14 protein-coding genes and 1 pseudogene are annotated in these 15,062 nt (G+C 73.5%); 3 read left to right on the top strand and 12 right to left on the bottom strand.

What is annotated here, in order from left to right; all coding sequences use genetic code 11:
- Nucleotides 1–11 precede the first annotated feature (11 nt).
- From AB0L40_RS20930 to AB0L40_RS20875, 12 genes are all read right to left on the bottom strand, one after another.
- Entirely contained in the window at nucleotides 12–1,406 is a 1,395-nt protein-coding gene (locus AB0L40_RS20930; RefSeq protein WP_364359115.1) for a cobyrinate a,c-diamide synthase, read from the bottom strand.
- 48 nt (nucleotides 1,407–1,454) lie between these two features.
- Entirely contained in the window at nucleotides 1,455–2,465 is a 1,011-nt protein-coding gene (locus AB0L40_RS20925; RefSeq protein ID WP_364359112.1) for a hypothetical protein, read from the bottom strand.
- Between the two features lie 262 nt (nucleotides 2,466–2,727).
- Entirely contained in the window at nucleotides 2,728–3,459 is a 732-nt protein-coding gene (gene cobO / locus AB0L40_RS20920; protein WP_364359109.1) for a cob(I)yrinic acid a,c-diamide adenosyltransferase, read from the bottom strand.
- A 31-nt stretch (nucleotides 3,460–3,490) separates the two neighbouring features.
- Nucleotides 3,491–4,357, bottom strand: coding sequence for an energy-coupling factor ABC transporter permease (locus AB0L40_RS20915; protein ID WP_364359106.1), 867 nt, complete (start codon nucleotides 4,355–4,357; stop codon nucleotides 3,491–3,493).
- Nucleotides 4,344–5,333, bottom strand: a complete 990-nt coding sequence (cobA, locus tag AB0L40_RS20910) for a uroporphyrinogen-III C-methyltransferase (RefSeq protein ID WP_364359103.1) — start codon at nucleotides 5,331–5,333, stop codon at nucleotides 4,344–4,346. Before cobA ends, AB0L40_RS20915 begins: the two co-directional genes overlap by 14 nt.
- Nucleotides 5,334–5,984: 651 nt before the next feature.
- Nucleotides 5,985–6,341 carry a hypothetical protein gene (locus AB0L40_RS20905; protein ID WP_364359100.1) on the bottom strand — a complete coding sequence of 119 codons (357 nt, stop codon included), beginning with the start codon at nucleotides 6,339–6,341 and terminating at the stop codon, nucleotides 5,985–5,987.
- A 29-nt stretch (nucleotides 6,342–6,370) separates the two neighbouring features.
- Nucleotides 6,371–7,255, bottom strand: coding sequence for a response regulator transcription factor (locus AB0L40_RS20900; protein ID WP_364359097.1), 885 nt, complete (start codon nucleotides 7,253–7,255; stop codon nucleotides 6,371–6,373).
- A 326-nt stretch (nucleotides 7,256–7,581) separates the two neighbouring features.
- Nucleotides 7,582–8,346 (bottom strand): phosphate signaling complex protein PhoU, encoded by a 765-nt coding sequence (gene phoU / locus AB0L40_RS20895; RefSeq protein WP_364359094.1) that lies wholly within the window; start codon nucleotides 8,344–8,346, stop codon nucleotides 7,582–7,584.
- Between the two features lie 37 nt (nucleotides 8,347–8,383).
- A complete protein-coding gene (pstB, locus tag AB0L40_RS20890; protein ID WP_364359091.1) occupies nucleotides 8,384–9,274 on the bottom strand; it encodes a phosphate ABC transporter ATP-binding protein PstB in 891 nt (296 codons plus the stop codon).
- Nucleotides 9,271–11,271 (bottom strand): phosphate ABC transporter permease subunit PstC, encoded by a 2,001-nt coding sequence (pstC, locus tag AB0L40_RS20885; RefSeq protein ID WP_364359088.1) that lies wholly within the window; start codon nucleotides 11,269–11,271, stop codon nucleotides 9,271–9,273. Before pstC ends, pstB begins: the two co-directional genes overlap by 4 nt.
- 131 nt (nucleotides 11,272–11,402) lie before the next feature.
- A complete protein-coding gene (gene pstS, locus AB0L40_RS20880) occupies nucleotides 11,403–12,542 on the bottom strand; it encodes a phosphate ABC transporter substrate-binding protein PstS (RefSeq protein WP_364359085.1) in 1,140 nt (379 codons plus the stop codon).
- Nucleotides 12,543–12,666: 124 nt separating this feature from the next.
- Nucleotides 12,667–13,026 (bottom strand): response regulator transcription factor, encoded by a 360-nt coding sequence (locus AB0L40_RS20875; protein WP_364359082.1) that lies wholly within the window; start codon nucleotides 13,024–13,026, stop codon nucleotides 12,667–12,669.
- Nucleotides 13,027–13,151: 125 nt separating this feature from the next.
- On the opposite strand from AB0L40_RS20875, the gene AB0L40_RS20870 reads away from it, so the two are divergent.
- The 3 genes and pseudogenes from AB0L40_RS20870 to AB0L40_RS20860 form a co-directional block, all read left to right on the top strand.
- Nucleotides 13,152–13,787 (top strand): DUF47 family protein, encoded by a 636-nt coding sequence (locus AB0L40_RS20870; RefSeq protein ID WP_364359079.1) that lies wholly within the window; start codon nucleotides 13,152–13,154, stop codon nucleotides 13,785–13,787.
- Nucleotides 13,788–14,267: 480 nt separating this feature from the next.
- Nucleotides 14,268–14,699, top strand: a pseudogene (locus tag AB0L40_RS20865) (PfkB family carbohydrate kinase); the annotation flags it as partial.
- 26 nt (nucleotides 14,700–14,725) lie between these two features.
- Nucleotides 14,726–15,062, top strand: a 337-nt coding sequence (locus AB0L40_RS20860; RefSeq protein ID WP_364359076.1) for a 5'/3'-nucleotidase SurE, incomplete at its 3' end; no start/stop codon positions are given.

Here is a 15,062-nt window from a genome sequence, read left to right as displayed (position 1 = left end):
GAAGCTCGCCGTCAACGACGGCCTGGCGCAGGACCTCGAGGACCTCGGCGAGATGCTCGAGATGGCCGCCGAGGACGACGAGATGGAGGCCGAGCACCGAGGTGGCCGACGCCCGGCAGGACCCCGCACATCGCGTGGTCGTCCAGGGTCGTGCCGAGGTACAGCAGCCCGCCGCACTCCGCGACGATCGGCCGGCCGGCGGCGGCGAGGGCGGCGACCGCCTCGCGCGCTCCGGCGTTCTCGGCCAGCGCGGCGCCGTGCTCCTCCGGGAAGCCGCCGCCGAGGTACAGCGCGTCGGTGCCCGCCGGCAGGCCGGCGTCGGCCAGCGGGTCGAACGGCACGAGCTCGGCGCCGGCGGCGCGCAACAGCTCGAGGTTCTCGGCGTAGCGGAACGTGAAGGCGGCGCCGGCCGCGTAGGCGATGCGGGGGGCGGCGCCGGGGGCGAGCGGGTCGGCGGGGTGCCGGGAGGCCCCGCCGGACGGGCCGTCGGGCGCGGCGCCCGCGTCGCGGAGGCCGGCGCCCGGTCCGCCGGGGCGATCGTCCGCTGCGGCGGCGGCGTCGACGGGCGCGAGGTCCGGCACGACGTGCAGACCCTGGACCGCGCCGGCGTCGGACGGGACGGGCGCGGCCTCGCGGGCGGCGCCGGCCAGGGCGGCCGTCGGGTTCCAGGCGATCGCGCCGAGCGGCGGGGCCGTGCGGGCCAGGCGCTCGATCGCCTGCAGGTCGCAGGCCTCGGCGACCCGCTCGGCGAGGACCGCCTGCGCGGCGCGGGCGCGGGCGTTGCGCTCGCCGACGGGGACGAGCCCGAGGTGGCGCGACGGGGCCTCCACCCGCTCGTCGCGCGGCAGGGCGCCGAGCACCGGCACGCCGATCGGCTCCAGGGCCTCGCGGAGCAGCTCGGCGTGGATCGGCGAGCCGACCTTGTTCAGGATCACGCCCGCGACGTGCACCCCGAGGTCGAAGTTGCGGTAGCCGAGGACGAGCGCCGCGACCGAGCGGGCCATCGAGGCGGCGTCGACGACGAGGATCACCGGCGAGCGCGTGAGCTTGGCGACGTGCGCGGTCGACGCGAGCTCGCCACGGCCGGTCGCCCCGTCGTAGAGCCCCATGACGCCCTCGACGATCGCCAGGTCGGCGGGCTTCGATGCCGCTCCGGGGCCGCCCGCGTAGGCGGTCGCGTGGGCCAGCAGCGGCGCGACGAGCTCGGGTCCCGAGAGGAACGCGTCGAGGTTGCGCGCCGGCCGGCCGGTGGCCAGCGCGTGGTAGCTCGGGTCGATGAAGTCCGGCCCGACCTTCGCGCCCTGCACGACGAGCCCGCGCGCCGCGAACGCCGCCATCAGCCCGGACGCGACGGTGGTCTTGCCCGCTCCCGAGGTGGTACCGGCGATGACGAGTCGGGCGGTCACGCGGCGGACGCTACCGGGAGGGCGCGGAGCGGCACCGGGCCCCGCCGACTACGCGTCCCAGGGGCCCGCGACGACCGGCTCGTGCGCGACGGACTCCTCGGTCACGACGTTCGGGCCGCTCGCGCGGACGCCCGGGCCCCAGACGACCGCCGGGACCGGGGCGCCGAGGTGGACGCCCGTGCGCGGGTCGGTGCCGTGGTCGGGGCAGACCGCCAGCCTCGCGCCGAGGTCGAGGACCAGGGCCGCGAGCGGGGCCAGCAGGTCGCGGTCGATCTTCTGGGCCTCGAGGCGCTTGGCCTGCGGGTCCCGGGCGTGGGACGCCTCGTCGGTGCTGCCGACGTGGACGACGACCGTGTGGATGCCGTCGCGCAGCAGGCTCGTCGCGGCCCGGGCCTTGGCGGCGATGTCGGTGCCCGGGCGGCCGGTGGCGCCCGACGGGTGCACGACCTCGGCGCCCATCAGCCGCGCGACGCCGGCCATGGTCGAGCGCGGGGCGCAGACCACGACGGTGTCGCTGTCGAGGATCGGCATCGGCGTCTCGCCGTCGGGCCAGAGCTGGAACCGCGGCAGGTCGTCGGGGTCGTGCGTGCCCTCGACGCCGTTGGCGGCCCCGAGGTCGTCGAGGTCCAGGCGCCGCGGGAGGGTCGGGTCGCGGTGGCCCCAGACCAGCATCCGGTGCCCTTCGAGGTGCTGGACGTGGAGCGCCTCGTCGAGCCCGTGGAGCAGGGACAGCGCGGTCGGCGCGAGCTCCGGCCACGGCCGGCCGTCGTCGTGCCGGACGTCGACGCGGTGGACGACGGCGCCCGCCGGCTCGGTCAGCCCGTGCGCGGCGGCGTCGATCCGCCCGCGCGACACGACGCCGGACGGCGGCCAGCCGAGCAGCAGCGGCAGGCCGACCTCGCTGCCGGGTGCCAGGCCCTCGGGCGTCGTGGCGACCCGCCGCACCGCGCCGCGGCGGGCGATCGCGTTCAGCGCCACCGGGGTGAACGACGACAGCGTCGTGCCGAGGGGACCGGGCGTCTCGGCGAGGCCGTCGGGGATCACGAGGATGCGCTGCACCGGCGGGAGGCTATCCGGGGCGCGCGGCGGGACCGGTGCCGAGTCCGGCCCCGCGGCGCGTGGGGTGGTCGCGATTCCCTCGCCGGGTGCGACGGAAGGGCGACCAGGGCCGGCCGGTCACCGCGGCGCGTGGGGGTGGTCGCGATTCCCTCGCCGGGTGCGACGGAAGGGCGACCAGGGCCGGCCGGTCGCCGGGGCGCGTGGGGGTGGTCGCGGTTCCCTCGCCGGGTGCGACGGAAGGGCGACCAGGGGGCCGCGTCAGCTACCAGTCGATCCCCTGCTGCGCGCGGATGCCCGCCGCCATCGGGTGCTTGACGTTGACGACCTCCGAGACCAGGTCGGCGGTCTCGATCAGGCGGTCGTGGGCGTTGCGGCCCGTGAGGACGACGTGCTGGAAGCCCGGGCGCGCGGCGAGGGTGGCGACGACGTCCTCCACGTCGATCCAGCCCCACGCGATCGGGTAGGTGATCTCGTCGAGCAGCAGGAACTCGTAGCGCTGATCGGCGATCCGGCGCTTGACCTCCCCCCACCCCGCCTTGGCGATGTCCTCGGACTCGGTCATGTCCTTCTGGATCCAGGTCCAGCCCTTGCCCTGGATCTCCCACTCGATCGTGCCGCCGGCGCCCGACGCGGACAGGGCCTCGGCGGCCTTGCGCTCGCCGACCTTCCACTTGCCGCCCTTGACGAACTGGAAGACGCCGCAGCGGTAGCCGCGCGCCCACGAGCGCTGGAGCATCCCGAAGGCCGAGGTCGACTTGCCCTTGCCCTTGCCGGTGACGACGGCGACGAGCGGGACGTCGCGCTTCTTGCGGCGGACGGCCTCCTCGGAGCCCTGGTCCTCCGGCGTGTGCGGCAGGTCGGCGGTCGCGTGACGGGCGGCCGCCTCGAGCCCGGGCGCGACCGTCGGGGAGGCCGCGGTCGCGCCCTCGTCGGGGTTCGCATTGGGGTGCGGCGCGGCGCCGGTGGCGCCGGTCGTCGGGGTCTCGTCGGTCATGCGGGGCCTCCCGGTGAGGGGTGGTCGGAGGTCATGCGGCGCCGCTCTCGCGGGCGTCCGGCGGAGGTTCGCCCGCGGCGGTCCCGTCCGTCCCGGCAGTCCGCTGCGGCTCGGTCCCGGGCGGGGGCGGGGGACTCGCTGTCGCCGCCGCCCGCTGCGGCTCCGTCCCCGGCGGCGGCGGGACGTGCGGGCCCGGCGCCGGGCGGCGGCGGACCGGTGGGCGCAGCGTGCGACGCAGCTCCGGCGGGGCGATCAGGACGAGGTCGGGCCGTCGGGCGAGCAGGGCCTTGACGATGCCGGCGGTCAGGAGCGCCTCGGCGATCCCGATCAGCGCGTAGGTGCCGACCGTCCCGCCGATCACCGGCCCGATCTGGACCGAGCCCTTGTGGCCGAGGTGGAACTCGGTCACGAAGAGGAGCGAGGCCAGCACGACGTTGACGTACGCCGCGACACCGCAGGCCAGCGCGAGGCCCCCGGGAGTGCTGCGGCCCTGCCATCTGCGGATCACCGCCTGCACCCCGCGCAGGAGCGGCCAGCCGATGAAGGCCGGCACGATCCCCGCGTTGACGATGTTGAGCCCGAGGACGGTGATCCCGCCATCGCCCTGCACGAGGGCCTGGACGACGGTGACCACGGCGATCGTGATCAACCCGAGCCAGGGGCCGAGCAGCGCGACCGCGAGCGTGCCGCCGAGCAGGTGGCCCTGCGTACCGACCCCGATCGGCAGGAACGGCGAGTCGCCGACGAGGAAGAACGCGCCCGCGAGCCCGGCCAGCGGCAGCCGGCCGTTGTCGGCGTGCATGTCGGCCTTGCGGATCGCGACCGCCAGCCCGGCGACCGCGACCCCGGCCCCGATGGCGGTCGTCGTGCCGGTGAGGAACCCCTCAGGGATGTGCACGGGTGGGCTCCTCTCCGGTGGCGGACGGCGAGTCGGCCGCGGGCGCGCGGTGCGCCACGGAGGCGTCCTGCGACCGGGCCCGCGCCCCGTCGCCGGGGGAGGGGGGACCGTCCGCGGTGTGCGGCGCGCGTGCGGCCCGTGCCGGCTCCGGCACCACGCCGTCGCCGGCCGGGGACGACCCGTCGTCGCGCGGCCACACCGGTGCGAGCGCGTCGTCCGCGGTCACGACCGAGGAGCGCCCGTCGGCGAACCAGTCCAGGTCGATCCCGGCCACGGTCCCGATCACGAACGTCACGGGCGCGGGCAACCGCGGCGGCAGCGCCGCGAGGGTGCCGCGGATCGTCTCCTGCGCGCCCGCGCGGCCGGCGGCGCTGATCGCGGCGACCGGGGTGTCGGCCGGCATGCCGGCGGCCAGGAGGGCGCCGGCGATCCGCCGGATCCGCGAGCGGCCGGTCAGGACGACGATCGTCCCGCCCAGGCGGGCCAGGGCCTCGAAGTCGATCTCGCCCGGGTACTCGTCGTCGACGTTCCCGGCCAGGATGGTGACCACGCGCGAGAGCTGCCGCACGTGGACGGGGATGCCCGCGAACGCCGGGGCGGCGAAGCCGGCGCTGATCCCGGGCACGACGGTGAACGGCACGCCGGCGGCCTGCAGCGCGAGGGCCTCCTCGCCGCCGCGGGCCGCGACGAACGGGTCGCCGCTCTTCAGCCGGACGACCTCGCGGCCGCTGCGCCCGAGGTCGACGAGCAGCCGGCAGACCTCGTCCTGCGGCAGTGCGCGGCGCGCGGGAGCGCCCCCGGACGCGGGGACCTTGCCGACGAGCACCCGCTCGGCACGGGCGGGGGCGAGGGCGACGACGGGGTCCGACGAGGGGCGATCGCTGACCACGACGTCGGCGGCGCGGACGAGCTCCGCGGCGCGGACGGTGAGGAGGTCCGGATCGCCCGGCCCCGCCCCGATGAGGTGGACCGTCACCGGCGGCACGGTACCGGAGAGGCACCCCGGGACGGCCCGCGTGGCGCGTGCACCGTCGACCTGGGGCGGACGCGATCGGGCCCCGCCGGTCGACGGACGTCCGGGGCGGAACGTCCGGTCCGGCCCTCTCCGGACGGTCGGGCTCGTACGTTCGGCCAGAAACGGGGGGTGAAACCTCACGAAACGGGCCGAATCGCGCAACGCGGCCGTGCAACGTTCAAGGAGTCGCGGCGATCGGCCGATCGCACGGGCATGGATCGAAGGACCCGACGCGACCTGGGGCTCGCCTCCGTGCTCGGGGCGTCGCTCGTCGTGGCCACGCTCGGGGTCGGCCACGTCTTCGGGGCCCCGGACCCCGCGACGGTCCAGGCGAGCGGCGGGAACGCGGGCGGGGGAGACATGGCTGCACCCTCGCCACCGGCCCCGCGACCGGACTAGGGGCCGGGTGTGCCGGAACTGCGCCGGATCGCCGCCGTGTTCGCGACGATGTCGGGCGGCGTGACGTCGAGCGGCGCGCTCACCAGGAAACCTTCCTGGCAGGTACCGAATCGGGTGACCGCGCCGGCCGCGGCCGCTCGCCGACCTCACCAGGAGCACGTCCTGGCCCCTGCGAACCCCGGTGCCGGCCACCCGCGGCCGACACCGCCGGCCTCAGCCGACCTCGCGCCAGCGCTGCCAGACCGCCCAGAGCATCGCGATCGGCATCGCGATCAGGACGATGAACAGGACCGTGCCGGGACCCGTCTCGACGAGGGACGGGCGGGCGGCCATGGCGACGACGAACGATCCGAGGCCAGCGTAGAAGAGCAGGCGGTGGGAGTCGCCGAGGACCTCGATGCGGCCGCGGGCCTCGCGGTAGGCGCGCACGCCGAACAGCACCATCGCGGCGAGGATGATCGCGCTGAGGGCGTTGCTCACCGCCTGGGCGCTGTCGCGACCCGACGGGATGAACGAGACCGCCGCCGCGATGGCGACGATGATCAGGACGGTGCGGACGCGGGTCGTCACGCGGTCACTGTACCGCGCCCGCTCGGCCGTCAGACGCGTTCGGCGAACGCGGCCTCGAGGTCGCCGGCACCCATGGAGGCGCCTTCCTCGGCGAGGAGCTCCTCGCGGGTGCGGACGCGGCCGGCGGGCCGCTCGGGCTCCGCGACGAGATCCGTCTCGGGCTCCGGCGCGAAGCGGTACCCGACGCCGAAGTGCGTGTGGATGTAGCGCCAGCCCGGGGAGGCCTTGTCGAGCTTCTGGCGCAGCTTGCGCACGAAGACGTCGACGGAGCGGTCGCCGCGGGCCATCGCGTAGCCCCAGACGCGCTGGTAGATCTCCTCGCGCTCCAGGACGCGGCCCTCGGCGGCGGCCAGGAGGTCGATGAGCTCGAACTCGCGCTTCGTCAGCTCCGCGGAGACGCCGCGGGCGAAGGCCTGGAACTGGTCGCCGCGGATCTCGAGCTCGCCGGTGACGCGCGGGCGCTGCTCCTCCTGCGGCTCGACCCGGCGGCGCCGACGGGCGACGGCCTCGATGCGGGCCATCAGCTCGTCCGGGTGGCAGGGCTTGCTGACCCAGTCGTCGGCGCCGAGGCGCAGGCCGCGGACGCGCTGGGCGACACTGGACTGCCCGGTGCAGACGATGATGCCGAGGCCCGGCATACGCGTCGCGACCTTCTCGAGGTACTCCCAGGCCTGCGGCCCGAGGACCTGGACGTCGACGACCAGCGCGGCGAGGCGCATGGCGACGAGGTCCTCCACCGGCACGGGGCTGGCGAGCGTGCGCTGCTGCCAGCCGGCGCGCTCGAAGCGCTTGCCGAGGACGTGGAGGAAGCCGCTGTCGGTGTCGATGAGCGCGACCCGGAGGGTGCGCGTCGTCGACGATCCGGAGGCGGCGCCCGGCGCGGTCGGCGCTGGGGCGGTCGAGTGCTCCTGCATCCCGAGGGAGTGTAGACGGCGATTCGACGCGCATCGCCTCGTTCCCATCAGGAACACAACCTCTTCACAACTGTTCTCGTGTGGACACTCGACACGTTCGGTGTCCTGCCGACGCCGGGGGACGGTGTCCACGTGGCTCGGTGGCCCGGACGTCCGGCGACGCGCCGGGCGATCGCACTCTCGCGACCGGGACGTCCTCGACCCGTCGTCGGGGTCGACGCGCGCGGTCGGATGCCCGTGTCGACCTTCCAGATCGCCGGGGCACGGCTCGCCTGCGCCGTCGTCCCACCCGGCGGCGCCACGCGGCGCCGCCCGCCCGCAGCCCGTCAGGCCGCGGGGCCCGGGGCCGGCGGATCCCCGGCCGGACCGGAGCCCGACGCCGGCGGTGCCGGCGGTCCGTCCGGGCGGGCACGGGCCAGCCGCGCCGCGCGATCCCCGAACTCGGGGTACATGCCCTCGACGACGAAGGCGACCTGCTCGCCGATGTCGACGGCGTTGTCGCCGATGCGCTCGAACGCGCGGGCGACCATCGTCATCGTCATCAGCCACTCACGGGTGTCGATGTCGTCGCCCAGCTCGATCGCCAGGCGGAACACCTCGCGGTTGAGCTCGTTGAGCTCCTGGTCGCGGCGGACGATGTCCAGCGCCAGGTCGACGTCGCGCAGCTCCAGCGCCTGCCGGCACTGGACGACCTCGTCGCGGGCCAGCGCGCCCATGCGGAGGATCGGGCCGAGGACCTCGCGGCGCCGCGGCGGGTCGTTGCCCGTCAGTGGGATCAGCTTGGCGATGTTCACGCACTGGTCGCCCATGCGCTCGAAGTGCTTCGCGACGTGCAACAGCGAGGCGACCAAGCGCAGGTCGCCCGCCACGGGCGCCTGCAGGGCGAACAGCGACAGGACGCCCTGGTTGACGTCCAGGTACCGGCCGTCGACGCGGTCGTCGTCGGCCATCACGAAGGTGCCGAGCTCGACGTCCTGCTGCTCGAGCGCCTCCGTCACGCGCTCGACCTGCCGCACGATGAGGTCCAGGGCGCCGAGCGTCGCCTGCTCGAGCGCGAGGAGCTCCTCTCGATATTGCGTACGCGTCGTCACGAGGTGGACCGTACCCGTCCCGGGCCCGCCGAACCGTCTACGAGAACTTCCCGGAGACGTACTCCTCGGTGCGGGTGTCGGACGGGTTCGTGAAGATCTTCTGCGTCTCGTCGACCTCGACGAGGTCACCGAGGTACATGAACGCCGTGCGGTCGCCGACGCGGGCCGCCTGCTGCATGTTGTGCGTGACGAGGACGATCGTGAACTCGGTCTTCAGCTCCTGGATGAGCTCCTCGACCTTCAGCGTCGCGATCGGGTCCAGGGCCGAGCACGGCTCGTCCATGAGAATCACGTCGGGCTTGATCGCGATCGTGCGGGCGATGCAGAGGCGCTGCTGCTGGCCGCCGGAGAGGCCGACGCCCGGGGCGTTCAGGCGGTCCTTGACCTCGTCCCACAGGCCCGCGCCGCGGAGCGCCCACTCGACGCGCTCGTCGTGGTCGACGTCCTTGACCTTGTTGAACTTCAGGCCGGCGGCGACGTTCTCGCGGATCGACATGGTCGGGAACGGGTTCGGCCGCTGGAAGACCATGCCGACCATGCGGCGGATCGCCACGACGTCGGTGCCGGGCGCGTTGATGTCGACGCCGTCCAGGAGGATCTCGCCCTCGACGCGTGCGCCCGGGATCTCCTCGTGCATGCGGTTGATCGAACGCAGCAGCGTCGACTTGCCGCAGCCCGACGGCCCGATCATCGCGGTGACCTGGTTGGCCTTGTACTCGAGGTCGACGCCCTTGACCGCCATGTTGTCGCCGTAGAACGACTTGACGTTCTTCAGCGTGACCTCGTGGCCCTCGCCCTTGATGGCCGACTTCGCCGCGGACGCGGAGGGGTCGGAGGCGATGGCGGCGGGTGTCTGCAAGGGAGTCTCCACGCCTTCGGCGATCCCGTCGTCGGGACGCGTCGAGGTCTGGGGGTCGGTGCTGCTCATGAGATGCGGCTCCTGCGCTGGGCGAGTCGGGCGACGAGACTGAGGAGGAGGATCAGCACGACGAGCGTCAGTGCCGCCCCCCAGGCGCGATCGTGCTGCGCCGACGACGAGGCGGTGACGTCGGCGTAGATCTGGGCGGGAAGGGTGTTCAGCGGCCCGTTGGGGTCGCCGACCAGCGCCGTGGCGACGCCGGCGGTGAAGATGATCGGGGCGGTCTCGCCGGCGGCGCGGGCGATGGCCAGCAGCGCGCCGGTGACGAGGCCCGGCAGGGCGGTCGGGAGGACGATCCGGAGGATCACCTTCCAGCGCGGGACGCCGAGGGCGAGCGCGGCCTCGCGCAGCGCCGACGGCACCAGCCGCAGGACCGGCAGCGACGAGTTGATGACGATCGGCAGCATCAGGAGGCCGAGGGCGACGGACGCCTTCCAGCCGGCGAACGGGACGCCGCCGACCTGCGAGACCACCAGCGAGATGTAGACGAAGAGGCCGAAGACCACCGACGGTACGCCGGTCATGACGTCGACCAGGTAGCGGACGAAGTTGCCGAACCAGGTGCCCTGGCCGTACTCGACGAGGTAGACCGCGACGGCGATGCCGATCGGGACCACGACGATGGCGGCGATGCCGACGACCTCGATCGAGCCGACGATCGCGGAGCGGATGCCACCGAGGTTCTGCGTCGCGGTCGCCGCGGCGTCGCCGCCGAGGAAGCGGTTGGCGTTGCTGACCGCGCCGGCGGCGCCGGTCGGGTCCGTCGTGAAGAAGTCCCAGGAGATGGCGCCGCCACCCCGGACGATCAGGAAGCCCAGGAGCGCCACGAGCGGCAGGAGCGCGACCCCCGTGAGCGCGCCGACGGAGCGGCGGGCGATGACGTCCACGCGCTGGCGGCCCTTGAGCGAGGTGACCAGCTCGGGGAGGTGCGGGCGCGGGATCGACGCGAGGAGGCCGGGGCCCTTGGGGGCCTCGCCGCGCTCGGCCGCCGCGACGGCCGCCTTGGCCTGCTTCTCGGCTCGCACCAGGCGGGACTCGGAGCGCGAGATGTAGCCGCGGGCGACCGCGTTGATCACGAGCGTCACCGCGAACAGGAGCAGGCCGGCGCCGATCAGGGCGGCGCGGTGCTCGGGGCTCGCGGTGGCCTCCTGGAACTCGAGCGCGATGACCGAGGCCAGCGTCGAGCCCGCGGAGAAGATCGAGTCGCCGACGCCGGAGGTCGCGCCGCCGATGAGGATCGCGACGGCGATCGTCTCGCCGAGGGCGCGGCCGAGGCCGAGCATCGAGCCGCCGACGATGCCGGCGCGCGAGTAGGGAAGGACGGTCGAGCGGATCATCTCCCAGCGCGTGGCGCCGAGGGCCAGCGCGGCCTCCTTCTGGTCCTGCGGCACGGTGGCCATGACCTCGCGGGAGATCGCGGAGACGATCGGGATGATCATGATCGCCAGGATCAGCCCGGTGATGAAGTAGTTCGGGCCCGAGACCTCGCCCCCGACGAACGGGATGAAGGAGAACGTGTCGGCGAACCACTGCTCGATCGGCTTGATCTTCGGCGCGAGGAAGAGGAAGCCCCAGAGGCCGTAGACGACGGACGGGACCGCCGCGAGGAGCTCGAGCGTGCCGGAGATCAGGCCGCGGAAGCGGACCGGCGCCAGCTCGGTGACGAAGAGCGCGGTCGCGACGGCGATCGGCACGCCGATCACGAGCGCGATGGCCGCGGTGATGAACGTGCCCGCGACGAGCGCCCCGGCGCCGTAGAGGTTCTGTCCCGGCAGCCAGTCGGCCTTGAAGACGAAGTCCCACACGCCGTAGGCGGAGAAAACGGGACGCGACTCGACGAAGAGCTTGATCAGGAAGTACGCCAGCAGGACGAAGATCAGGCCGGCGAGGACGGTCAGCCCGCCCTTGACCCACGGGTCCAGCCAGCTCCCGGTCTTCGTCCGTGCGAGGTGGTCGCGCAGGCGTGCCCCGGAGTCTGTCGGTGCTTTGACGGTGCTTGATTCCATGGCGGCGGCTGGTGGTCTTCGGCGGGAGTGAGCGGGGCGTCACTGCAACTGCTGGGTCCTCCCCGCCCCGCCGGCGATGCGGCGCGACGGGGAGGACCCGGGGTCCGCGGGCCCGAGGGCCCGCGGGGGACTCAGCGGGTCGCGGCGATCGGCGCGCCGTTGCACTCGAGCGAGTCGACGGCGGCCTGGGCCTTCGTCTTCACGCTGTCGGGGAGCGGCGCGTAGGCCAGCGCCTTGGCCTCGTCCTGACCGGCGCCGAGGCCGTAGGTCAGGAAGTTCTTGATGTCCTTGGCGACGGCCTCGGACTTGCCGGCCTTGCAGAGGTCCTTCGCGACGACCACGAACGTGGCGGACGCGTCGGGGTACGTCTGGTCGCCGTCGGCGTTGCCGATGGCGAAGCGCAGGTCGGCGGGCACCGTGACGCTGTCACCGGCGGCCGAGACGGACTCGAGCGTCGGGTCGACGTAGTTGCCGGCCTTGTTCTTCAGCGAGGCGTACGTGAAGTTGTTGTTCAGCGCGTAGGCCTGCTCGACGTAGCCGATCGAGTTCGGCGTCTGCTTGATGGCGGCGGCGACGCCGTCGTTGCCCTTGGCACCCGTGCCGACGGGCCACTTCACGGACTTGTCGACGCCCGGGCCGTCGGTCCACTCCTTGGAGTAGGCACCGAGGTACGAGAGGAACGCCTTCGTCGTGCCGGACTCGTCGGAGCGGTGGACGACCGTGATCTTCGAGGACGGCAGCTTCACGTCCGGGTTCTGGGACGCGATCTCCTTGTCGTCCCAGGTCTTGACCTTGCCCAGGAAGATGTTCGCCAGCGTCGCGCCGTCGAGCTTCAGGCCCGTCTCGACACCCGCGACGTTGTAGGACGCCGTGACGGCGCCGAAGAACATCGGGATGTTCAGGACGGTGCCGTTCTTCTTCTCGGCGGCCTTCAGCTCGTCGTCGTCGGTGGCGGAGTCGGAGCCCCCGAAGTCGAGCGTGCCGTCGGTGACGCCGGCGATGCCGGCGCCGGAGCCCGTGCCGGCGTAGTTGAAGCTCAGGCCGTTGGCCTTGTTCTTCGCGCCCCACGTGTCGTACACGGGCTTCGCGAAGGTGGAACCACCGGCGTTGATCGAGCCGGAGAACTTCACCGAGGACGTCTCGGCGGGCGTCGACGACGTCGACGAGGCGGCCGTGCTGGTGCTGTCGGAATTGTCGTCGGAGCCGCAGGCTGCGACTCCCAGGGCCAGAACGGCGGATGCGCCGAACGCGGCGAACGTACGAGTACGCACGTGGTCTCCTTGATTGCTCAGAACGTGACGCCGAGGAGGCTGGCAGCGCATTGCGACCATCCTGTTACTCGACGGTGGTCGTGGTGTGAAACGGGTGTGAAGAAGGTGTTCGTGCGGGGCGCGCTCACGCCATCGGCTCCGGCGAGAACCGGTAGCCGAAGCCGATGTGCGTGTGGATGAAGCTCCAGCCGGGCGATGCCGCCTCGAGCTTCTGGCGCACCTTGTGCACGTAGACGTCGATCGAGCGGTCGCCGGACCGCAGGGGTCCGCCCCAGACGCTGGAGAACAGCTCCTCGCGGGCGACGACGTGCCCGGAGCGCCGGGCGAGCGCCGACAGCAGCTCGAACTCGCGGACGGACAGGGCGACGGCGCGCCCGGCGACGACCGCGAGGCCCTCGGAGGGGCGGATCTCGACCTGCGCGATCCGGATCGGCTCGTCGCCGTCCGGGCTCGCCGCGTCGGCAGCTCGCGTCTGGGTGCTCACGATCACGAGTGTCCGTCGCCCGGCACCCCCTCCCGGTTACCGGACCGTGAACCGACCGTGAACGCGGTGTGAACCCTCGTCCGGATCGGCCATCCGGCACACCTGGCGCGCTAGCGTCCGCGCGAATGCTGGACGGCCGACGCGCCCCCGCGATCGATGCACCGATCGCCTCCCTCCTCGAGCGGTTCGCCGGTGTGATCGAACGTTCGACCCGGCTGTTGCGTGATCTCGTCCGCGAATACCCGGACGACACGGGCATCCTGCGCGAGCTCGTGGCCGCCGAGCACGAGGGCGACTCGATCGCGCACGACCTGATCCACCGGCTCAACGGCGCCGAGCGCTCCCGCGTGCGCTGCCCGTTCGACGTCGAGGACGGCTTCCGCCTCGCGACCGCCCTGGACGACGTCGTCGACGACGCGGAGGCCGCCGGCGACATGCTCGCCGTGTACCGCGTCGAGGCCCCGACCGACCAGGCCGGCCAGCTGGCCGAGATCCTCGTGCTCGCGGCCGACCAGGTCGCCCTCGCCCTCCACGCGCTGTGCGCCGGCGGCGACCTCGGCCCGTACCTCGTCGAGATCAACCGCCTGGAGAACGACGGCGACCGGATCAGCCGCGACGCCATCGCGTCCCTCTTCGAGGAGGGCGTCGACCCGCTCTTCGTCATCCGCTGGAAGGACATCTACGGGGCCTTCGAGAACGCGATCGACGCCTGCGAGACGGTCGCCCACCACCTCGAGGGCATCGCGCTGAAGAAGCGCTGAGGGGCGGAGGGCCGGGTCGGGGAGAACGGCCCGAGGCGAAGGACGGACCGACCCGACCGCGGGCCGGCCCGGGATCGGCGGCCCCCGTCGGGAGGATCGTTGCGACCGGCGTGCACGGTTGGGCCGGCGCTCGGGGACGTACTGCCCGGTTCGGTACCGCCCAGGTGCAGAAGTCGACGAACACCAGGAGGCCCGGCCCGGCTGCGGAACCGGTCCTGGAGTTCGGTACCGCCCAGGTACAGAACTCGATTGCCACCGGCAGGCCCGGCCCGGCCGCCGCACCGGTCCTGGAGTTCGTTACCGCCCAGGTACAGACGTCGACGAGCATCCGAACGCCAGGCCCGGCCGATGTCTGGGGTCCGGGCCGGCCGGCGGTCACGCGGGGCCTCCGACGTCGCCGCTCTGGGAATCGACGACGAACCGTCGATTCCCAGAGCGCCTCGCGCGGGGACCGTGGCCCGAGGCGGCGGATCCGTGGTCCTGGCGGCGGTGCTGCAGGCCGGCATCTCGGTCCTGAAAATCAGCCACGAGGAGCTGATCGCGGACGGGACGGCTCCGGACGGCTCCACCGGCTCGCTGGTCAAGGCGCTGCTGAAGCTCCATGAAGACGGCGCCGAGACGGTCCTGGTGTCCCGGGCCGACGAGGGCGCCCTGGCGCTGATCGACGGCGAGGTCTACGCGGTGGCACTGCCCCGGCTCACCCCGGCCGAGCATCGGGGCGCCGGTGACTCGATGACTGCCGGCGTCGCCGCGGTCCTGGCCCACGGCGGCTCGATGGACGAGGCGGTCCGCACCGGTGCGGCCGCGGGTGCGCTGAACGTCACCCGGCACGGTCTCGGCACCGGGCACGTGGACGCCGTCCGGGTCCTCACCGAACGCGTCCAGCTGACCCCGATGAGGAAGGCATCATGAGCGCCGTACCGGGCAATCATTCACCGATGAGAATCCTGATCACGAACGACGACGGCATCGAGGCGCCGGGGATCCGCTGGCTGGCCCGGGCGGTCGCGCACGCCGGCTACGACGTGGTGGTGGCCGCCCCGCTGAGCGAGTCGAGCGGTAGCAGCGCGTCGATGACCGCGGTCATGCAGGACGGCAAGATCTGCTTCGAGGAGCGGGAGCTGCCCGGGGCCAAGAACATCCCGGCGTACGGCGTGGCCGCGTCCCCCGCGTACATCGTGCTGCTCGCCCTGCGGGAGGCCTTCGGCCCGGAGCCGGACATCGTGCTGTCCGGGATCAACCGGGGCGCCAACGCCGGGGCGGCGGTGGTGCACT

The sequence above is a fragment of the Patulibacter sp. NPDC049589 genome (assembly GCF_040675535.1).
Taxonomy (GTDB): domain Bacteria; phylum Actinomycetota; class Thermoleophilia; order Solirubrobacterales; family Solirubrobacteraceae; genus Patulibacter.
The sequence above is the reverse complement of the archived record's forward strand: the minus strand, read 5'-3'. Positions and strand labels throughout refer to the sequence as shown.

Coding starts and splice junctions, on each gene's coding strand:
- pstB (WP_364359091.1), bottom strand. CDS start 9,274: ATGAGCAGCACCGACCCCCAGACCTCGACGCGTCCCGACGACGGGATC.
- AB0L40_RS20900 (WP_364359097.1), bottom strand. CDS start 7,255: ATGCAGGAGCACTCGACCGCCCCAGCGCCGACCGCGCCGGGCGCCGCC.
- cobO (WP_364359109.1), bottom strand. CDS start 3,459: ATGACCGACGAGACCCCGACGACCGGCGCCACCGGCGCCGCGCCGCAC.
- AB0L40_RS20870 (WP_364359079.1), top strand. CDS start 13,152: ATGCTGGACGGCCGACGCGCCCCCGCGATCGATGCACCGATCGCCTCC.
- pstC (WP_364359088.1), bottom strand. CDS start 11,271: ATGGAATCAAGCACCGTCAAAGCACCGACAGACTCCGGGGCACGCCTG.